This is a genomic window from Variovorax sp. PAMC28562 (assembly GCF_014303735.1).
GTDB lineage: Bacteria > Pseudomonadota > Gammaproteobacteria > Burkholderiales > Burkholderiaceae_C > Variovorax.
This window is the reverse complement of sequence record NZ_CP060296.1, coordinates 2,089,097-2,110,173: the sequence shown is the minus strand read 5'-3', so window position 1 is coordinate 2,110,173 and position 21,077 is coordinate 2,089,097. Positions and strand designations below refer to the sequence as shown.

13 protein-coding genes are annotated in these 21,077 nt (G+C 65.0%); 4 read left to right on the top strand and 9 right to left on the bottom strand.

The annotated features are described in order from the left end of the window. Positions 1-3 precede the first annotated feature (3 nt). Positions 4-729, top strand: a complete 726-nt coding sequence (gene yihA / locus H7F36_RS09915) for a ribosome biogenesis GTP-binding protein YihA/YsxC (RefSeq protein WP_187054507.1) — start codon at positions 4-6, stop codon at positions 727-729. A 24-nt stretch (positions 730-753) separates the two neighbouring features. Further along, on the top strand, positions 754-1,671 hold the full coding sequence (locus tag H7F36_RS09910; protein ID WP_187054506.1) for an alpha/beta fold hydrolase: 918 nt from the start codon (positions 754-756) through the stop codon (positions 1,669-1,671). Between the two features lie 15 nt (positions 1,672-1,686). Here H7F36_RS09910 and H7F36_RS09905 read toward each other — a convergent pair whose 3' ends face one another. Together H7F36_RS09905 and H7F36_RS09900 are read right to left on the bottom strand one after the other, a co-directional pair. Further along, a complete protein-coding gene (locus H7F36_RS09905) occupies positions 1,687-2,562 on the bottom strand; it encodes a lipid A biosynthesis acyltransferase (RefSeq protein WP_187054505.1) in 876 nt (291 codons plus the stop codon). Next, positions 2,559-3,413 carry a lysophospholipid acyltransferase family protein gene (locus H7F36_RS09900; RefSeq protein ID WP_187054504.1) on the bottom strand — a complete coding sequence of 285 codons (855 nt, stop codon included), beginning with the start codon at positions 3,411-3,413 and terminating at the stop codon, positions 2,559-2,561. Before H7F36_RS09900 ends, H7F36_RS09905 begins: the two co-directional genes overlap by 4 nt. Positions 3,414-3,659: 246 nt before the next feature. Between H7F36_RS09900 and metK the strand changes: the two genes are divergently transcribed. Next, entirely contained in the window at positions 3,660-4,841 is a 1,182-nt protein-coding gene (metK, locus tag H7F36_RS09895; RefSeq protein WP_187054503.1) for a methionine adenosyltransferase, read from the top strand. Positions 4,842-4,886: 45 nt separating this feature from the next. Here the strand turns inward: metK and H7F36_RS09890 are convergent, their stop codons facing one another. The 3 genes from H7F36_RS09890 to H7F36_RS09880 all read right to left on the bottom strand — a co-directional run bounded on the left by H7F36_RS09890 (position 4,887) and on the right by H7F36_RS09880 (position 8,091). Continuing rightward, complete coding sequence (locus H7F36_RS09890) at positions 4,887-5,150, bottom strand: TIGR03643 family protein (RefSeq protein ID WP_222620454.1); 264 nt, start codon at positions 5,148-5,150, stop codon at positions 4,887-4,889. Continuing rightward, on the bottom strand, positions 5,147-5,599 hold the full coding sequence (locus tag H7F36_RS09885; RefSeq protein WP_187054502.1) for a DUF3429 domain-containing protein: 453 nt from the start codon (positions 5,597-5,599) through the stop codon (positions 5,147-5,149). The genes H7F36_RS09890 and H7F36_RS09885 overlap by 4 nt, the downstream gene beginning before the upstream one ends. Positions 5,600-5,952: 353 nt before the next feature. Beyond that, positions 5,953-8,091 carry a TonB-dependent receptor domain-containing protein gene (locus tag H7F36_RS09880; RefSeq protein ID WP_410003084.1) on the bottom strand — a complete coding sequence of 713 codons (2,139 nt, stop codon included), beginning with the start codon at positions 8,089-8,091 and terminating at the stop codon, positions 5,953-5,955. A gap of 122 nt (positions 8,092-8,213) precedes the next feature. On the opposite strand from H7F36_RS09880, the gene H7F36_RS09875 reads away from it, so the two are divergent. Further along, positions 8,214-9,830, top strand: coding sequence for a phospholipase D family protein (locus tag H7F36_RS09875; protein ID WP_187054500.1), 1,617 nt, complete (start codon positions 8,214-8,216; stop codon positions 9,828-9,830). Positions 9,831-9,859: 29 nt separating this feature from the next. Here the strand turns inward: H7F36_RS09875 and H7F36_RS09870 are convergent, their stop codons facing one another. From H7F36_RS09870 to treS, 4 genes are read right to left on the bottom strand one after another with little or no spacing between them, the layout of a single operon-like run. Next, a complete protein-coding gene (locus H7F36_RS09870; RefSeq protein ID WP_187054499.1) occupies positions 9,860-15,094 on the bottom strand; it encodes a malto-oligosyltrehalose synthase in 5,235 nt (1,744 codons plus the stop codon). Further along, positions 15,087-16,955, bottom strand: a complete 1,869-nt coding sequence (gene treZ / locus H7F36_RS09865) for a malto-oligosyltrehalose trehalohydrolase (RefSeq protein WP_187054498.1) — start codon at positions 16,953-16,955, stop codon at positions 15,087-15,089. Before treZ ends, H7F36_RS09870 begins: the two co-directional genes overlap by 8 nt. Positions 16,956-16,977: 22 nt before the next feature. Continuing rightward, positions 16,978-17,682, bottom strand: a complete 705-nt coding sequence (locus H7F36_RS09860; protein ID WP_187054497.1) for a mechanosensitive ion channel family protein — start codon at positions 17,680-17,682, stop codon at positions 16,978-16,980. 31 nt (positions 17,683-17,713) lie between these two features. After that, positions 17,714-21,067, bottom strand: coding sequence for a maltose alpha-D-glucosyltransferase (gene treS / locus H7F36_RS09855; protein WP_187054496.1), 3,354 nt, complete (start codon positions 21,065-21,067; stop codon positions 17,714-17,716). Between the last annotated feature and the right edge of the window lie 10 nt (positions 21,068-21,077).

Sequence of the window (21,077 nt, the reverse complement as noted above, 5' to 3'; positions counted from 1 at the left end):
CAGATGACCACCCCTTCGCCGAAGCCGGCCCACACCCGGCCCGGCCCGGACCCCGCAACCGCCGAACGCGAACGCATCGCGCTCGGCTGGCTGCACACCGCCCATTTCCTGACCAGTGCACCGCAACTGGAACACTTGCCGCCGCTCGACCTCCCGGAATTCGCTTTCGTCGGGCGCTCCAACGCAGGCAAGTCCACTGCCATCAACACGTTGACGCAGCAAACGCGGCTGGCCTTCGCATCGAAGACGCCGGGGCGCACCCAGCACATCAACCTCTTCGGTCTGGGCAAGCAAAAGGTAGACGATGCCGTGCTGGCCGACCTGCCCGGCTACGGCTACGCAGCCGTGCCCAAAGAAGCCAAGCTGCGATGGCAACGCGTGATGGGCAACTACCTCATGACGCGCGAAACGCTGCGCGGCGTCGTGCTGATGTGCGACCCGCGGCACGGCCTGACCGAACTCGACGAGATCCTGCTCGACGTGATTCGGCCCCGCGTCGCCGAAGGGCTGAAGTTTCTCGTGCTGCTCACCAAATCCGACAAGCTGACCCGCTCCGAAGGCGCAAAGGCACTGTCGATTGCGCGACTGCAGAGCGGCGGCGGCGAGGTCAAACTGTTTTCTGCCCTGAAGAAACAGGGCGTCGGCGAGGCGGCCGAGTTGATCTGGCGATGGGCACATCCTGAAGTGCCCGAGCCGGCGGCGAAAGAGGCGCCTGCCGATCCAGACTGAGTCAAAACAACAGGAGACGAACTGATGATCGAGACCTTTCAACGCACCTTGCCCAACGGCACCACGCTGAGTTGCCGGGCCGCCGGCAAGCCGGGACGGCCCTTGATGGTATTTCTGCACGGCTTCCCGGAGGCAGCGTTCATCTGGGACGAGTTGCTCGCGTATTTTTCGAGCGATGCGCACGGTGGTTATCGCTGTGTCGCGCCCAATCTGCGAGGCTTCGAGAAATCCAGCGCACCAACCGACGTGGCCAGTTACAAGGCGCATCTGTTGATCCAGGACATCCAGCAACTCGTCGCGACCGAAAGCGCCGACGGCAGCATGGCCGCGCTGGTCGCGCACGACTGGGGCGGCGCGTTCGCATGGGGTTACGGCAACGCCTTTCCGGCGCAGGTCGGCAAGCTGGTCATCATCAATTCACCGCATCCCGGCACCTTCATGCGGGAGTTGCGCGACAACCCGGCGCAGCAGAAGGCCAGTGCCTACATGCACTTCCTGTCGCGGCCCGATGCCGAGGTTTTGCTGTCAGCCGACGACTTCAAGCGCATGTGGCCGTTCTTCACTTTGATGAAGGCAGGCCCGGACGGCTTCGGCTGGCTCACCGAAGCGGTCAAGGACCAGTACCGCGAGGTGTGGAGCGCCGGACTGACCGGTGCCTGCAACCTGTACCGCGTGACACCGATGAAGCCGCCTTTGCCCGATGCGGCAGGGGGTTGGATCGACAGCATCCCCGTGCTGCCGCGCGAGCGCTTCACCGTGGATGTGCCGACCTTCGTCTTCTGGGCGCTCGACGATGCCGCGCTGCTGCCGGGCCTGCTCGATGGGCTTGAAGACTACGTGCCGAATCTGACGGTCAAGAAGGTGCCGAACGCGACCCACTGGATCGTCCACGAGCAGCCTGCGCTGGTGGCACGGGAGATCGAGACTTTCCTGAATCGATAGCCCGCGACCCAGCGGTCAATAGACCGCGGGCTCGCCGTCAGGCCGCGTCTTGAAACGCCGGTGTACCCAGTAATACTGCGACGGCATGGTGTCTATGTAGCCTTCGAGACGCTTGTTCATCAAGGCGGTATCGGCCTCCACGTCGTCGGTCGGAAAGTTCTGCCACGACGGGAGCACTTCGATGTCGTAGCCGGTCTTCGTCATCCGCGAGAGCACCGGCACGATCTTCGCGCGACCCAGCCGGGCGAAGCGCGACAGCGACGGCACAGTGGCCGCCGGCACCCCGTAAAACGGCACGAAGATCGACTCCTGCGGCCCAAAATTCATGTCGGGTAACAGGTACAACAAGCCGCCCTTGCGCAAGCCGCTCACGATCGGCTTCACGCCCGAGGTGCGATCGAACACCCGCACCTCGCGATGAAAGCGCGTGCGGCCCACCTCCAGCCAGTCGTTGATGAGCGGATTGCGCTGCGGCGTGAAGATCGAAGTCCATGGACGCGGAACGCCGATCGACAGCGCCGTGCCGCCCGCATCGAGCCCGCAGAAGTGCGGCGCGAACACGATGGTCGGCGCCTCGCCTTCGAGCTCGCTCAAGGCGCCGTGCAGATTCAACCGCGCCTGGACCACCGCGAGCGGCGCATGCCACAGCCAGCTGCGGTCGAGCCAGGCCTGTGCCACATGTACGAAGGTTTCGCGCGCCACGCGGCGGCGCCGTTGCGGCGTCCAGTCCGGAAAGCAGAGCTTCAGGTTGACGTCGACCACGTGCCGCCGCGGTCGCGCGACGGTGTGCAGCAAGACGCCCATGGCGGCACCGAAACCGCGAATCAATGGCAACGGCACGTGCGCCAGCATGCGCATGAAGCCGATGCCGAGCTTGGCACCGAGGCTCACGCTTCGTCCCTCGGTCGCTTGTAGCGGCCATAGCCCCAAAGGTACTGTCCGGGCAGTCGTTCGATCAGTCGCATCAAGGTCTCATTCATTGCAGTGGCGGCGGCCTCGGGTGTCGCGCCAGCGTCGTGCAACGCGGGCGCATCGACTGCCTCGAAGTGGATCACAAAACGCGCATCGGGCAGCCGTTCACACCAGGTCATGAGGACCTGCGCGCCGGTCTGCTGCGCAAGGCGCGCCAGCAAGGTCATGGTGTAGGCCGGCCGGCCGAAGAACGGCGCCCACACGCCCTGCCCTTGCGGTGGCACCTGGTCGGGCAACAGGCCGGTGTAGCCGCCGCTGCGCATCACGCGCATCAGGCCGCGCACGCCGGCCAGCGTGGTGGGCAGCGCCTTCAGGCCGGGCCGGTCGCGCGACCCTGCGGTGAGGTCCGCAAGCCAGGCCTTGCGCGCCGGGCGGTACAGCACGGTGAGCGGCCCGTGCTCCGGTGCGAAGCGCTCCGCGATGGCTTGGCCGATCATCTCCCAGCTGCCGACATGGGGCGTCGCGAGAATGACGCCGCGCCCCGTGGCGAGTGCCTGCTCGAACACGTCTTCATTGAACCAGCGCACACGCGTCAGCACACTGACGCCGGGTGGTCGCAGCCAGAGCCACGGCAGCTCCGCGACCATCTTTCCGGCCGCGCCGATGGCAGGCCGGTATTGCGCACGCGTGAAACCCGCCGCCTCGGCGTTGGCCTTCATGCGCCCGCGGTAAGTCGGAGAGCACGCATACACCAGCCAGCCCAGCCCCGCGCCGATCCGATGCATCCATGGCAGCGGCACGCGGGCGAGCAGGCGGAACAGAGTGATCATCGAAAACGAGGGGGGTTTTGAAACACGAAGCCTGCGCATCGGCACATGAAATTCACAGGCGATGCGCACTCGGCGCAGCTCGAATAGAATTCAAATTGTCGCTGAGTTAATGGAACTACTTGCAGGGCGACACGCACAAGCGCCGAGCGATTGTGCATTGCCATATCGGCATTCTGCTAAAGCGTTCGCCAGAGATCCCAAAGGAATCGGCAACGCGCCTTTTCAACTTTGATGGAGTTTCAAAAAATGGCGAACGACTTTCTCTTCACTTCCGAATCCGTCTCCGAAGGCCACCCCGACAAGGTTGCCGACCAGATTTCTGACGCGATCCTCGATGCGATTTTCGAGCAGGACCCGCGCAGCCGGGTCGCCGCTGAAACGCTGACCAACACCGGCCTGGTGGTGCTCGCCGGCGAGATCACCACCAACGCGCACGTCGACTACATCCAGGTGGCGCGCGACACTATCAAGCGCATCGGCTACGACAACACCGAGTACGGCATCGACTACAAGGGTTGCGCCGTGATGGTCTGCTACGACAAGCAGTCCAACGACATCGCGCAAGGCGTCGACCACGCATCGGACGACCACCTGAACACCGGCGCCGGTGACCAGGGCCTGATGTTCGGCTACGCCTGCGACGAGACGCCCGAGCTGATGCCCGCGCCCATCTACTACGCACACCGCCTCGTGGAACGCCAGGCGCAATTGCGCAAGGACGGCCGTCTGCCTTTCCTGCGCCCCGATGCCAAGAGCCAGGTGACCATGCGCTACCTCGATGGCAAGCCGCACAGCATCGACACCGTGGTGCTTTCCACCCAGCACCATCCCGACCAGAGCGAGACGCAAACCAAGATGAAGGCCTCGTTCACCGAAGCCATCATCGAAGAGATCATCAAGCCGGTGCTACCGAAGGAATGGCTGAAGAACACCCGATACCTGATCAATCCGACCGGCCGCTTTGTCATCGGCGGCCCGCAAGGCGATTGCGGCCTGACAGGACGAAAGATCATCGTCGACACCTACGGCGGCGCCTGCCCGCACGGCGGTGGCGCGTTCTCGGGCAAGGACCCGTCGAAGGTCGACCGCTCGGCCGCCTACGCCGCGCGTTACGTGGCCAAGAACATCGTGGCCGCCGGCATCGCGCGGCAATGCCAGATCCAGGTGGCCTATGCGATCGGCGTGGCCGAGCCGATGAACATCACGGTCTACACCGAAGGCACGGGCCTGATCTCCGACGAGAAGATAGCCGCCCTGGTGCGCGAGCATTTCGACCTGCGTCCGAAGGGGATCATCCAGATGCTCGACCTGCTCCGCCCGATCTACCAGAAGACTGCCGCCTACGGCCACTTCGGCCGCGAAGAGCCCGAGTTCACCTGGGAAAACACCAGCATCGCGCCCAAGCTGCGGGCAGCGGCCGGCCTGTAAGGCGGGCTTACGACGAGCTGCGGCGGGTAACTCCCGCTACGTCAGCTACTGCCGCGTGTGGGTCGCGCGGTGGCGCTGCACTTCGGCGCTGCGCAGCGCCGCATGTTTGGTCACCCGGCCGGCCATTCGTTTGCGCCACGTCCTGAACGAGGCGGGCTTCAACTGACGCCTCATGAGGGCGACGACCGCCGAGTCGTTCAGACCGAACTGCAGCGCGATCGCCTCGAATGCGGTGCGATCCTCCCAGGCCATTTCGACGATGCGGGAGATATCGGCATCGCTGAGACTTGGCATCGCGGCTTCGTTCATTGCATCACCTTGATCGCACCCGCAGCGCAGCAAAGACTCGCGACCACGGTCAGCGCCAGACGCATCGGCAACCAGCCGCGAACTCCGAAGTGCGGGTACGTCACGCTGTCCACCGCAAAACAGGCCCACAGTCCGGCGGCGACCATCCAGAGACCCGTCACAGGGTCGATCAGCAACGCAATCCAGGCGACCAGGGCGGGTGTCACGCCCCACACGAGCGAACCCGTCGACCGACCACCCGACGCATCGCGCATGACAAGGCCCCAGTGGACGGCACCCAAAAAACCGAGGATGGAAGCGCCGTAGGCCACCAGAGCTGAAAGGCTGCGGGCACGGTCGGTCGGCCCCAGCAGCCAGACCGCCAACGCAAGCCCGACGAACGGCATCAAACCACCGTAGCCAAGCGCCTGTGCCCAACGGGTCGGGCCCAGCGGGACAGTTGCGGTCAAGAGGATTCTGCTTGGGTGCCCAGCTGCTTTTGCGGCGCTTCGGGCGTGCCAGAGGGTGCTTCGAGCTGGCTGGGACGGCACATTTTTTCTCCGTCCCATTGTTGGCCGCACCAGCAGTGGCCCCGCGCATCGATGATGCAGGTACCGGTTCCGCAACAGCGTTCGTCGTCTGGCATAGAAGGTCTTTAAAAAGTTGGAACGTCAGGCTCGGAAAGTCACCGCGGTCATCGACAGCTCCGGATTGCGGACTCGCGTTGCAGCCTAGCCTGTGGCGCTGGTGTGCGGGACTCACAGCCGCCTTGTCCCTGCAACTCGCAGCCCATTGCCGGCGTTGCAAGCCGGCGCGCATCGCCTCAGAAGCGATAGGAAGCGCCCGCGCCCACCGTCCAGTTACGCCCGGGCGCCGGTTCGTAGTACCGCGCATTGCCTTCGTTCACGATGACCGAGCCGACATAGCGTCGGTTGAACAGGTTGTCGACCCGCGCGAACGCGTTCAACTCCCAATGCTCGAGCCGCTTCGCATAGCCCGCTTCGAGTGCGGCCAGCATGTAGCCTGGCGCGCGCGCGTTGTTGACATCGTTGGCCTGGATGCGGCTCAGTGCCCGCAGCTCCGCACCCGCATGCCAGCCCTCCGGAGGCGCCCAGCCGAACGACGCGAAGACCGACTGTCTCGCGATGCCAGGTATTCGATTGCCGGCCGCCACGGTGTTGTTCGCGGCACAAGGTGACGGCGAGCAGAACTGATCCCGGTAACGCGCGTCGAGCAAGGTGTAGGCGAGCTGCGTGCGCCAATAGTTCGCGGTCTCGTGTTGCCATCCCAACTCGAACCCATCGCGACGGGTACGCCCCGCGTTCTGAAAGGTGGCGCGACCGCCGATGTTGGTGTTGGTGACGATTTCGTCCCGCGTGCCGGTGCGGAACAACGCGGCGGTCAGCAACCCACCGCCGACCTTGGCCTTGGCCCCTACTTCCACGCTGTCGTTGACGGCCGGCTGCAACGCGAAGTTGAGTCCGCTGGCGCCGCCAGCGCGGTACGACAGCTCGTTGAGCGTCGGCGTCTCGAAACCTCGGCCGGCCGAGGTGTACACCGCCACATCCGGTGTCACCTCGTAGCGCAGTGACACGACAGGCAAGGTCTTTTCGTACCGGGCGCTGCCGCTGTCATTGCCGTTGGCGCCGATGATGTAGCGGTCTTGCGAATCGAAGTGCACCGCACTGCGTCGCACGCCGGCTTCGAGCGTCCAGCGCTCGGCGAACTGCCACGTCGCCTGCGCGTAGGGGTCCAGGTTCCACACGGTGTTGCGCTCGTTGCGACGCAGCCGGCCCTGCACGCCGAGGATGGGCGCCGTGATGCGACCGATGTAGTTTTCATAGCCCGTACGCCATTCGCGCAGGCTGTCGTACGCCAGGCCCGCGACGATGTCGAAGGGACGGTCGGCCAGTTGTAGCTTGGCAGACCAGCGCAAGTCGATGCCGCCGTAATCGCGTGCCAGATTGATCACGCCGCCCGACTGCAGCGGGTTCAATTGAGCCGATGGCGGGATCGCCTGAAACTGCGTCGTCTTTCGCTCGCCCGTGTAGACCATCAGGCGCAACGTTTGCGACGCGTCGATGCGCCGCTCGTAGGTCAGGCCAGCCTGGGTCTGATCGACCGTCTTGCGCGTGTCGTATTGCACCGCGAGTGGCGCGCTGCGGGGCGCCATCGCGTACTGGTCCGCCGTGAGACCGAGTGCGTCCTGTGCCTTCAAGTGGACGCTGTTGACCACCAGCGTGAGCTTGTCGCCGTTGTCCAGCGCGATGCCCAGCTTGCCGTTGACGATGTCGCGTTGCGCAGCGCTGTGCGCGCGGTAACCATCGATGCTGAAGTGGCTGCCGCTCAGCAAGTAATCGACGGCGCCGGACGAGCCGCTGACCATCGTGCTTTGGCGCAACGCACCGTAGGCGCCAGCGGCAAACGAATAGCTGAGCTTGGGTGGTCCCGCTCCGTTTTCGGTGAACACCTGCATCACGCCGCCCGACGAGTTGCCGTAGAGCGCCGAGAAAGGTCCGCGCAGCACCTCGACGCGATCGACCGAGCCGATGTCGATGTTCGACGTCTGACCTTGCCCGTCCGGCAACGTGGCCGGAATGCCGTCGACGTAGATGCGCACCCCACGCACGCCGAAGGTCGATCGGGCACCGAAGCCGCGTATGGACAACTGCAGGTCTTGCGCATAGTTCTGGCGGTTCTGCACCAGCAGGCCGGGCACCGCGCCCAGACTTTCAGAGAGGTTGACCTGCAGCTTGTCGTTGCGCAGATCGCTGCCTTCGACCCGGTCGACCGAGCCGGCGACATCGAAAGGCGAGGCGGCGCCACGGGGCGTCGATACGGTGATTGCGGGCAACGTGGGCAGCGCGGGCGCCGTATCCGCCGCGGTCTGGGCACCGGCCGGCACACTCACGAGCCCTTGCGCCAGCAGCGCAGTGATCGACTGGAAAGCGGCGACCTTCAGGATGTGTCGTTTCATCCGATCGATTTTGCTGCAGGTGTCTAGACCCGCATATGCTCCGGTTCCCGGGCCACTTCGATCCCGACCCCTTCATCGTCTAGATTGTCTTCAACCGCCGGAACTGCATGCGCATCGTCTTTCACTGCGGCTCGTCGCTCTGGCGCTGGTCATTCGCCCTCGGCGTGCTGCTGCTCAACGCCTGTGCCGGTTTGCCCGCGCCCTCGACCGCGCCACCGGTGCATGCAATCGCGGTATCGACCACGACCGAACTGGGGCGCCTCACCGCGCCCTACCGTGCCGAGCCTCCCGACGGGAGCACCGCGCTGTCGGGCATTCGTGCCTTGCCGCAACCCGAGTTCGCTCTCGATGCGCGGCTGCAACTCATCCGCCGCGCACAGTCGTCGCTCGATCTGCAGTACTACCTGCTCGGCAACGACAAGACCGGCAAATTGATCTTGCGAGAACTGCGTAACGCCGCCTTGCGCGGTGTACGGGTGCGCTTGCTGCTGGACGATTTCTACACGGGCGGCCTCGATCCGATGCTCCTCGGCCTGGCGTCTTACCCGAATGTCGAAGTGCGCCTGTTCAACCCTTTCGCTTCCGGCCGCGAGAGCATGGCGACGCGCTGGATCAGCTTTGCAAGCGAGTTCCGACGACTCAACCACCGGATGCACAACAAGCTCTTCGTGGCCGACGGCGCGATGGCGATCGCGGGCGGTCGCAATCTCGCCGACGAGTACTTCCTGCGCGGTGCCGGCGACAACTTCATCGACCTCGACCTGATGATGGCCGGGTCGGTCGTGACCGAACTTTCGGCGCTCTTCGACACCTACTGGAACAGCGAGGTGGTCTATTCGTTGGCGCGCATTGCCGTGCCACACGCCTCGCGAGAACAGCTGCGCGCCAACTTCGACGTGCTGACTGCGCCGTCTTCGGCACCAGAACCGGCGCCCGTGCCCGACGCCGACATGTTCGGCGATGCGCCCATCGGCGTCGCCTTGGCGCAGGGCCGCCTCGACCTCATCCGTGCCAGCGCCCAAGCCGCCGCCGACAGTCCGTTGAAGGCACTCGACGAAGGCAGCGGCAGCTCCATCACCGGCCGCTTCAGCACGCCGCAAACGCTGGCCGAGCGCACGCACGCGCTCTTCGACAGCGCCCGCTCGGACATCGTGGTGATCTCGCCCTATTTCATTCCCGGCGACGCGGGCCTCGCGCAGATGCGGCAGCTGCGCGACCGCGGCGTGAGCATGACCGTCGGAACCAATTCGCTCGCCGATACCGACGAGCCACTGGTCAACATCAACTACAACAACTACCGGGTCGCGATGCTCAAGCTCGGCGTCGAGCTGTACGAAGTCAGCTCGGCGCAGATCAAGCGCAGCCTCAACTTGCGCAAGACGTTCGCACAATCGCGTGGCCGCTTGCACGCCAAACTTGCGCTGATCGATCGCGAATCGGTGCTGGTCGGCTCGATGAATTTCGATCCGCGCTCGGCCCGGCTCAACACCGAGTTGGGCGTGCGGGTGCAAAGCTTCGAGCTTGCGCACCAACTGATCGAAGCGTTCCAGATCGACGAAGCACAGGGGGTTTACCGGCTGGCGCTGAAGCCCGGCACCGATCAGGTTCAGTGGTTCAGCACCGACGGCACGGGCGACGTCTTCAACGACGAGCCCGAGGCCAGCATGATCGTGCGGCTCAAGCTGCTGTTCTTCTCCTGGTTCGTGCCGAGCGACTTGCTGTGACGCCCGGCATCTCCTGAAGCATCGACGCTTCAGGCCGAACGATCCGACCACGGCACGAGCGCCGCACCGGGGAACTTGCCGAACAACGATGAGAGCTGCAGCGCGCCTTGCTCGACGACCAGGCGTTCGCCGGTCAACAAGTTTTCCCACGCGCTGCCTTCAGGCGCATTCGGCAGACGAAGCACCGTGCCCTGCCAGACCTCGCCACCCGGCAATGCAGGTACGCCGCTGTCCGGCCCGGTCGTCGCAGTGAGCCCTGCGAATCGGCGCACCGCCGCGACGATGAGCACATCGTCGTCGAGCCGCCGCTCGAACGCCAATGCATGCTCGGACTTCGGACCGTCGATGCCGAGCGCGGCATACCCGCCGTCGCGGAACAAAGCAGACTTGTCGCGACGCAATGCCAGGAGGCGCCGCACCACCCACAGCTTGGCCCGGCCATCGTGCGGTGCACGTGCCAGCGAGCCCACTTCATCGGCCAGGCCCCGCCCTTGCGGCAAGTCATCGAGCTGTTGCAGCCAGCGTTGCCGGCAGTCGTAGTCGACCGGTCGGCGGTTGTCCGGATCGACCAGGCTCAGGTCCATCAACTCGTTGCCCTGGTACAGATCGGGAACGCCCGGCGAGCCGTACTTGAGCAACATCAGCGTGATGCTGTTCCACGCGCCGAGCCAGGCCACGGTATCGCCAAAAGCCTGCAAATCGCGCAGAAACACGTTGCCCTGAACGCCGGCCAGCAGTTCGCGTATGAAGCCTTCGAGCGCCGCTTCGTAGGCCTCGTCGGGCGCGGTCCATCGCGTGTGCGATTTGGATTCGCGCGCCGCCTTCAAGAGGTATTGCACGATGCGCTCGGCATACGGCGCGAGCGTTTCATCCTCGAGTCCATCGGGCGGCAGCGTGCCGAGCAGGGTTTGGTAGAGCAGGTATTCGTCGGCACGCGAAGGTGAATCGCTCGGCGCGCCTTCGGCTTGAAGCCGGTCGCGCACGCGCTGGTTCATCTCCGACCATCGCGTCAACGCGGCCTGCCACGCAGCCGGCATTTCCGAAAGAACGTCGATGCGATTGCGCACGTCTTCGGAGCGCTTGTTGTCGTGCGTGGACGTCGCCAGCATGGTGTGCGGCCAGCGCAGCGCGCGGTCGGCACTGGCGCTGTGAAACTCGGTCACCGTCATCCCGAAGGTGCCCGGCTCGCCGCCCACTTCGTTCAGCGAACTCAGCGGAAAGTAACGGTAGAAGGCCGTGTCTTCGACCCCCTTCGCCGACACCGGTGCGCTGAACTGCTGGAAGCGCCGCGCGAAGTGGTGCACGCGCCCTTGCAGATCAGCCGATGCCAGCGGCACGGCTTCGCCCAGCAGGCTCTGGTGCACGAAGTCGAACACCGACAAGTCCGAGTCCTGGCTCTGCCGCCGCGCCTCTTCCACCGCGCGCGCGATGAAGTGCTGGTCTTGCTCCGAAGCGCTGTGCACGAAGTACGTGCGGTACACCGGCAGGCACACCGCGACCTCGGCGAGTGCGCGGCGCAGCGCGTTGAGCGTGTAGTCGCGCGTGCTGCGATCGGCGCGCGCGAGTCGCACCAACTCGGTCGCGAGCACGTTGAGCTCGGACGCCAGCGCGGTGCGAATCACGTCGCGCTTGCCGACATGCGAGAGCGCCTCGAAGCACGCATCGACACCGCTGAAGTCGCGCCAGATGCGTTCGACTTCAGGCCCCGCCGCGGCATCGACCAGCACGCCGTTGGCGACGTTGGCAAAGCGGTAGCCCGTGGTGCCGTGCACATGCCAGCTCTCCGGCACCTCTTCGTTGGCCGCCGCGATCTTCTCTGCGACGACATAGAGCGGGCGCGCCGGTCGACCCTGCGCATCGACATCGGGCAACGTCAGGCGCGCCCGCCGCGCATAGCCTTGCTGCAATTGCAGGAAGTAGCGCGCCGGGTCGTACAGACCATCGGGATGGTCGATACGCAGACCGTCCACCACGCCGGCTGCGGCCAGGTCGAGCGCGAATGATTGCGTGGCCTCGAACACCTCGTCGCGCTCCATGCGCAACGCGGCCAGATCGTTGATGTCGAAGAAGCGGCGGTAGTTGATCTCGTCCGCCGCAACGCGCCAGTAAGCCAGGCGATACGCCTGCGCTTCGATCAACGCGTGCAACTGATCGCGAGTGTCATCGCTGTTCACCGTGTCGACCGACGCTGCGATGGCTTCCGTCAGCGCCGGCGACCTGGTGCACAGACGCGCCAGACGCGCCTTCAGCAGCTCCTTGTCGCGCGCACGCTCGGCGCGCGCCTGCGGCTCGGTTTCATTGCGACCCGGCAGATGGCCGAAGGCCGACGCGATGCTCGCGGCACCCGCTGCGACATCGGCGTCTTCGACGTGTCGCGATGCAGCCAGCAACACATCGGTATAGCTCTCGGGCGCCAGCGGAAACCGATGCTCGAAGTAGTTGAGCGCCAGACTGCCCTCGGCAGCGTCGAAGCGCAGCGCGATCTCGCCGTTCTGCAGCACCTCGCCGTAGTGGCCGCCCAGCACGGGCAGCAGCACCTTGCCGGTGAGCTCGATGTTGAGCGGTTGCCAGTCGATGTCGAAGTGTTGCGCGAAGTGCGACGCCTGGCCGTTCTCGAGCACGTCGAGCCACCATGCGTTGTCGGCGCCCAGCACGCCCATGTGGTTGGGCACCATGTCGAGCAACTGCCCGAGCCCGTGCTGCCGCAAGGCACCGATGAATCGTGCGAAGCCTTCGGCACCGCCGATCTCCGGATTGACTTCGTCGTGCGCCACCACGTCGTAGCCGTGCATGCTGCCCGCGCGTGCCCGCTGGATCGGCGAGCAGTACACATGGCTCACGCCGAGCTGCGCGAGATACGGAAGAATGCGGACCGCATCGTCGAAGCCGAAATCCTTGTGGAACTGGAGCCGGTAAGTGGCGCGCGGCACGCGTGTCTGCAGGCTCGCGGCCATCGCGGAACCCGCCACGGCTGCACGCGGTCGCACTCCGGCCATCGCGTCGAACAGCTTGCGCGCATCGCCATCGGCACCGACGGCATCGAGATCGATCGGCAGCTTGCGACGCCAGTTCGGTTGCTGGTCGGTCGTGCCGGGCAAGTTGGCCTGCTCGACCGAACCCAGAGCGTCTTCGAGCTGGACCAGCATCAGCGCCGAGGGCGCCATCGCCAGGTACAGGTGCACGGCCTGCACCGCGAGCGCCGGCAAGGTCTGGCTGCCGGTCGCCTCGGCCACCTGCTCGCCCGTGAGAAGGCCGGCATGCTGCACCGCCAGCAGCAGGCGCACGCGCTCCTGCGCACGATCGAGCAATTGCTTCTCGAAGGTTTGCTCATTGGGGAACAAGCCGAGTTGCCAGCGCAGGCGCAGGTCGTGGCTCGACCACCAGCCGGCCAGTGTGGCCAGGTCGTGCGTGCTGACGGCGACCAGCGCATGACGCGGGTACTCGGCAGGCGCTTTGAAGTCGCCGTTGGGCCAGCGCTCGAAGTACAAGAGCCGGTACGAATGCACTTCGGACCGGGACAGCGCTGCGCGCATCTCGTCGGCCACGGTGCCGAGGTCTTCGCCCACCACCATGCAATGGTTGCGTTGGCTCTCGAGCGCGACGATCGCCATCATCTCGTGCAGCGCGTAGTGCACATAAGCGCCATCGCGTGCGGTGCGTCCTTGGGGCACCCAGAACAGGCGCATCAGCCCCATCACGTGGTCGATACGCAAGGCGCCCGCGCCGCGCATGTTGGCGCGCAAGGTCTCGATGAAGATGCGGTAGCCGCTGGCGCGCAGATGGTCTGGCCGCAAGGGCGGCAAGCCCCAGCTCTGGCCGTTCGGATTGAACTCGTCCGGCGGCGCGCCGACGCTGGCGCCAGCACCGAAAGCCGACGGCTCGCCCCACACATCGGAGCCTCCGCGATCGACAGACACAGCAAGATCCAGGAAGAGACCGATGCCGAGTCCGAGCGCCTTGCAACGCGAGTTCACCCGCACCAGTTGCTCGACGGCGACCCATTGCAGGTAGAGATGGAAGAGCACGCGATCGGCATGCTCCGAGGCGAATGCGGCGACCTCGGGCGAAGCCGGGTCGCGGTAGGCATCGGGCCACACCGGCCAGCCCCAGATCGAGTCGTCGATCAGATGAAAGTGCGCTTGCAACGCCTCGAACAGCGCATGCCGACGCAAGGCCTCGCCTCGCTCTTGGACAAAGGCGAAGAATGCTTCGCCACGCGTACTGCGCGAATCGGTCGAAGCGCTCTTGCCGTCGGCCGATACATGCTGCGCGCGGAAGTGCGCGAACAGGAGTTCGAGCACTTCGAACTTGGCGGCAGCCACGCCGGGATAGTCGACCAGAGATGCCGCTCGCAGGTCGGCGAGGCGCGACTGGAAACTGGCCGAGCGCACCAGGCGTCGCGCCGGATCGCACGCGTTGAACTCATCGACCGCCTGCACGTCGATGTACAGCACGTTGATCTGCTGCCGCGACGACGGGCTGTACGGGCTGGCATGCGCGGGGTTGTGCGAGAACAGCGCATGCAGCGGGCTCAGGCCGATGATGTCGGCGCCTCGCTCGGCCATGATGCCGACCAGTTGCGCCAGATCGCCGAAGTCGCCGATGCCCCAGTTGTGCTGCGAGCGCAGCGAATAGAGCTGCACCGCTGGCCCCCAGACACGACCATCGCCTTGCAGTGCGACCGGCCGATGACAGTGCTCGGGCGCGCTGATGACGAGTGTCGTGGCGTGAACATTGAGCCCGCTTGGCATGCCAGTCGAAGTGCCTGCGACGGCTCCGCCATGCGGCGCGGTGGCGCCCTCGATGCTGAAACGGTGGTAGCCCGCGGGCAGACGCAGCGTCATCGTCAACCGACGTTCGTACCAGCCGGTGCCATCGAGCTCCGCATACGCGGTGTCGGGCAACGCGCGCGCATCGATGTCGCCGCTGTGCACTGCGCCGCCCTCTTCTTCGAGCCGCCAGCGCACGTGGTGCGCGGTCGCCGGCAGGCGCAGCGCGATGGACCATTCGGCGGCGCCCGCCTGCATGGCCAGCACCGGCGGCAGCGTCTCGGACCAGTCGCCACGTTGAGCTGCATCGAGTGCCGCTGTCGCATCGAGCGTGTCGTCGAGCACCACATCGAACTCCGCGAGCAAGCCCACGAGATGCTCTCGCGCGACGCGATGGTGGTTGCCCCACACGTCGTGATAGTCGGTCGAGATACCGAAGTGCGCGCAGAGGCGCTGCACGGCCTCGATGTCGCTGTGCGCGCGGGGACTAGACATTCGAAGGCTCCTCGAGGGTGACTAGAACGCCACCGCGCGCGAGGCGCAAGGTGGCGTCGCCGGTCGGCTCTGCGTCCGACCTGTAGATCATGTGGCCGCGCGGCATGACGATGCCGTCAGCGCTGTCGCGGCCGAAGTTGGCCAGCACATAGAGCGTGGTGGCCGCCGCAAGCTCTCCGTCGAGCTGCCAGACGACTCGAAGAATCCCACCATCTCCATCGCACGAAAAGGTGCCGGCACCGCGCAGGCCCGTCAGATGCGGCACGACCGCACGCTGTCGCACGGCCAGCAAATCACCGATGAAGCGCAACCACCGCGCATGCGGTTCGATCTCACGCTCGTCCCATCGCAGCTTCGACGCGAGGAACGTCGACTCGGCGTTCGGATCGGGAATGCGCGCTCGGGCTTCATCGGTCGAGAAGGTCGCGAAGCGACCGAACTCCTCGCGCCGACCGTTCGACACGGCATCGGCCAGCTCAGGCCCGAAATCGCAGAAGTATTGGAACGGCGTCGACGCTGCGTACTCCTCGCCCATGAAGAGCATCGGTGCATGCGGCGACAACAGCACGCACGCGTAAGCAGCGTGCAGCAAGACCTCGTCGCCGAGTGCATGAATGCGCTCGCCGAAAGCGCGGTTGCCGACTTGGTCGTGCGTCTGCAAGAACGATACGAAGGCCGCCGACGGCAAATGCATCGACGACTCGCCCCGCGTCTCGCCTTCGCGGTAAGGCGAAGGCTGGCCTTGGTAGACGAAGCCTTCCGCCAGCGCGCGGGCGAATTGCGCGACCGGTACGTCGGCGTAGTCGCCGTAGTAGCCGTCGGTTTCACCAGTGGTCAGCACGTGGGCCGCGTGGTGCAGGTCGTCGTTCCACTGGGCCGTGCCGTCGCGCGGATGGCCATCGTCGTCACGCTCCAGAAACGACGCTTCGTTGAGTTCGTTTTCGAGCACCACATGGATGTGCCGCGTGCGCCCCGGACCGGCGCGCAAGCTCTCTGTCACTTCGCGAATGATGTGCTGTGGCGAGTCGTCGCGGATGGCGTGGATGGCGTCCATGCGCAGACCGTCGAAGTGATATTCCTCGACCCAGTACAGCGCGTTGTGGACGAAGAAGTCGCGTACCGTGCGCGATGCTTCGCCGTCGTAGTTGATGGCGGCGCCCCATGGCGTCTGGTGCGCCGGATTGAAGAACTGCGGGCAGTACGCATGCAGGTAATTGCCTTCAGGCCCGAAGTGGTTGTAGACCACGTCGATCAAGACCATCAGGCCGAACCCGTGGGCTGCGTCGACGAACGCCTTGAGCTCGTCGGGTGTGCCGTAGGTCGCATCGGGTGCGTACTGCAGCACGCCGTCGTAGCCCCAGTTGCGCAGGCCGGGGAAGTCGGCGAGCGGCATCACCTCGATCGTCGTCACGCCCAGTTCGGCGAGTGCGGCAAGTCGGGCGGTGGCCGCCGTGAAAGTGCCTTCGGGCGTGAACGTGCCGATATGCAATTCGTAGATCACCGCTTCCGACCAGGGGCGGCCGCGCCAAGCTTCGTCGCGCCAGTCATAGGCGCCCGTGTCGATGACCTGGCTGGCGCCGTGCACATCCTTCGGGTTGTAGCGCGATGCCGGATCGGGCGCGCGCAATCCATCGGGCATGCGAAAGCGGTAGAGGTCGCCGGCACTCGCCTCGGGGACGGTGACCGAGTGAAACCCATCGGTACCCAAAAGCATCTGATGCTCGACCGGCGCCTCTGTATGACCGCCCTGCGGCTCACGCTCCAGGACCACAGGTGTCATCGACGGCGCCCACAGGCGGAACGAGACTCCGCCCTCGGCCAACACCGTCGCGCCGAAAGGCATAGCGTGTCCGCGCTTCATGCTCTGGTCGTTTCAGTGGTTTTCATCGGAGCTTGTCGTCCATGGAGTCCTTGATTTTTTTCTTGTCACGCGGCCACCACTGCTCGATGCGTTCGGCCGCCCAGTCCTTGCCGCCGAGGCCAAAGGCCAGTGCCAGTGCAAAAACGATGCCGCCCAGAATCACCAGGAAACTTTGCCGCACGATGTCGCCGCCGACCCTGACCTGGTCGAGCGCGATGAGCACCACGAAAACCATGATCGCGTATTGCGCCAGCTTGGCGACGAAGGCCGCGTCCTGCAGCTTGATGTTGCGGCAATAGGCGAGCACCGTGTCGCCGACGAACTTGGCGAAGTACGAGCCGAAGGCCAGCACCAGCAGCGCGACGAACACGTTGGGCACGAACCAGACCACGCGCCCCAGCAGGTCGGTGATGTAGGTCAGGCCCAGGCCGTTGAAGGCGATCAGCAGCGCCGCGAGGATGACGAGCCAGTACGCCAGGATGCCGAAGATGGCAGTGGTGTCGCTCGCCACGCCGCCCTGCCGCAAGAAGTTGTCGAGCCCGGCGCGCTCCGTGAGCACGTTGAAGTTGATGGCGCGCAACGCCTTGGTGACGACCAGCCGCACCACCTTGGCGATGAGCCAGCCACCGATGATCACCACGATGGCGATCAACAGTCGCGGGATGAAGGCACCGACCTGAAACAGTACGGCGCGCAAGGGTTCGAGTTGGATGCCGAAGCTTTCCATGATGTCTCTCCAGTGAAGGAACGAGCGCGCCTCAGCGCGCGGCGTTCGAGTCGATCAGTGCCAGCACGCCTTGCAGCGGAACCTGAGCCCAGTCGATGCGATTGTTGAGTTCGTAGCGCAGTTCGTAGAGCGCCTTCTCGATTTCGAACAGACGGAGCAATTCGATATCGATCGGTGCTGCGCCCTTGCCGGACAAGGTCGCCGTATACGCTTGCAAAAAGGCATCGCGCGTTGCGGACTCCCAGGCCTTGGCGTCGGGCTCGAGCCGTTCCAGCTCTTCAGCGGTCTGCGCGATGCGGCGCAGTGCCGACCAGCGTGCGTAGTTGAACGACCGCAGCATGCCGGCCACGTCCCGCAGTGGCGAACCCTTGGCGCGCCGCTCCTGGAAGGTGCGGGCCGGCTCGCCCTCGAAATCGATGATGACGAAGTCGTTGGCCGTGACCAGCACCTGCCCCAGGTGATAGTCGCCGTGGTAGCGCGTCTTGATGCCGCCGACCTGCGAGGCACCGTGCGCTGCAGCGAGCTGTGTCTGCAGGGCCGCGCCGCTCGACAGGAATGCCTGCGCATAGACCTGAACCGATGCCGGCAGCTGCCCGATGCGTTCGCGCAGCAAGGCCTGCGTGCTGTTCGATTCGGCGACGGCGCGGTCGCGATAGCCGGCCACGTCCGCCGCCGCCAGCGGCTCGGGATCGAAGGCTGCATCGCCGGTGCGCGTGGCCAACGCCAGGTGCAGCTCAGCCGTGCGCTTGCCCAGCATCGCAGCCAGTGCCAGGAAACCACCATGCGCCTTGACCGTCGATAGCTCCTCGCCGGCTGCAGCGCCGGCTGCAGCGCCCGCGGTACGCAACTCTTCCAGATAGCGTTCGAGATAGCCGAGCGTGTAGTCCCAGCCGTCGCCCTGGTTCTGCACATGCGACTGCACCAGCGCCAGCGTCATCACGCTGCCATCGGTGCCGAAGTATTCGAGTGCGCCCAGCACCGGAACGCAGTTCGGGTAGTGCACCACATCGGTCAGGAAACGACCCATCTCGAGCTCGGGGTTGACACCCTCGCGCAGCCGGCGATAGCCCTTCAGGAACAGGGTGTCGTCCAGCGTGACGACGGTATTGCTGCTCATCGCACTCGGGCGCGACACCGGCATCTCGCGCACGTCGATGTTGGCAGCCTTGAAGGCGGCGGTAGCGCTGAACTTCATCTTGCCGCCGACGGTGGTCAGTTCCTTGCCGACCTCGATCGCCTGCACCAAAGCGCGACAGAAAGGCTCGTCGTAGAACGCATCGGCCATGACGCCGACATTGGCCTGTTGCCGGATCTTGGCGAGTGCGGCCGGCGTCAGGCGCATGACGCGTTCTTCTTCGGTGTCTTCCCATGCAAGCGCGAGCGGCATGAAATAAGTGTCGTCGTCCGGCGGTCCGTCGAGCTTCAGGATGGGCAGCATCCAGCTGGACCCCGGCATCTCCCAGACAGCGTAGTCGGCCAGCCTGGCGCGCGACACGGCGGTACCTTTGGTCGCATACCAGCGCTGGATTTCGATGTGACGCGGCAGCGTGTCGGTCTCGAACTGCACGCGCATGCGGTCGGCCATGCCCATGCGCCACGGCATCACGCGCTCCCGGAAAAAGCTGGTCCAGCCGTCGAACAGCACGAGCGTCGGCCGGTCTTGCAGCGCCACCTCTTCCTGGTGCCAGCTCGGCATCGCGGCATCGCTCGCCAGACGGAACCAGTAGAAGCCGAACGACGGCAGCGTGAGCATGTAAGGCAGCTCGCCGATGGGCGGGAACGAGGTGCGGCCGAGCATCTCGACCGGCACGCGCGTTTTATAGGCCGACAGATCGAGCTCGACCGGCTGCGCAGCGCGCGACAGGTTGAACACGTGCAACAGCGTTTCGTCTTCGTGGACGCTCAGGTACGCGAGGATCTTGCGGTTGCCCGGCTTCAAAAAAATGCGCTTGCCGCGGCCGAAGGCGAAGCTGGTCTTGCGCACCGCCAGCATGCGCTTGGTCCAGTTGAGCAGCGAGCTGCTGTCGCGCGCCTGCGCCTCGACGTTGAGCGCTTCGTATCCGTACATCGCGTCCATGATCGGCTGCAGATACAGCCGCTGCGGGTCGGCCCGCGAGAAGCCGGCGTTGCGGTCGGGGCTCCATTGCATCGGGGTGCGCACGCCGTTGCGGTCACCGACGAACACGTTGTCACCCATGCCGATTTCGTCACCGTAATAAATGATCGGAGAACCCGGCATCGACAGCAGCATGCCGTTCATGAGCTTGACGCGATCGATGTCGTTTTCCATGAGCGGCGCGAGCCGGCGGCGAATGCCCAGGTTGATGCGCGCCCGCATGTCGGCGGCATACATGGTGTACATGTAGTCGCGCTCCTTGCTGGTCACCATTTCGAGCGTGAGCTCGTCGTGGTTGCGCAGGAAGATGGCCCACTGGCAGCCTTCCGGAATCTCCGGCGTCTGCTGCATGATTTCGACGATCGGATGCCGGTCCTCCTGCGCGATCGCCATGTACATGCGCGGCATCAACGGAAAGTGGTACGCCATGTGGCACTCGTCGCCGTCGCCGAAATATTCGCGCACGTCTTCGGGCCACATGTTCGCTTCGGCCAGCAAGAAGCGATTCTTGTATTCGGCGTCGATGGCGGCGCGCAGCTGCTTGATGACGGCGTGCGTTTCGGGCAGGTTTTCGTTGCTGGTCCCGTCACGCTCCACGAGGTAGGGAATGGCGTCGAGCCGGAACCCGTCGACACCCATGTCGAGCCAGAAACGCATGGTCTTCAGCACCGCCTCCATCACCGCCGGGTTGTCGAAATTCAGGTCGGGCTGATGACTGAAAAAGCGATGCCAGAAGAATTGCTTGGCAACCGGGTCCCAGGTCCAGTTCGACTTCTCCGTGTCGGTGAAGATGATCCGGGTTCCTTGATAGATCTGGTCGGTGTCGCTCCACACGTAGAAGTTGCGCTCGGGCGAGCCGGGCGGCGCATTGCGCGCGGCTTGAAACCACGGATGCTGGTCGGACGTGTGGTTGATGACCAGTTCGGTGATGACGCGCAAGCCGCGCTTGTGCGCCTCGGCCATCATTTCGCGGAAGTCGGCCAGCGTGCCGTACTGCGGATGCACATCGTCGTATCCGGCAATGTCGTAGCCGTCGTCCCGCAGCGGTGACGGATAGAACGGCATCAGCCAGATCGTGTTGACGCCCAGATCCTTTACATAGTCGAGCTTGGCCGTCACGCCCTTGAAGTCGCCGACGCCGTCGTCGTTGGTATCGAAAAACGCCTTGACGTTGAGCTGGTAGATCACGGCATCGCGATACCACTGCGGGTCGTCGCTGATGTCGATCTCCGGTGTCTCAAGGGCAAGGGCGGGCACGGGTGCATTCATGGGCGTCGAG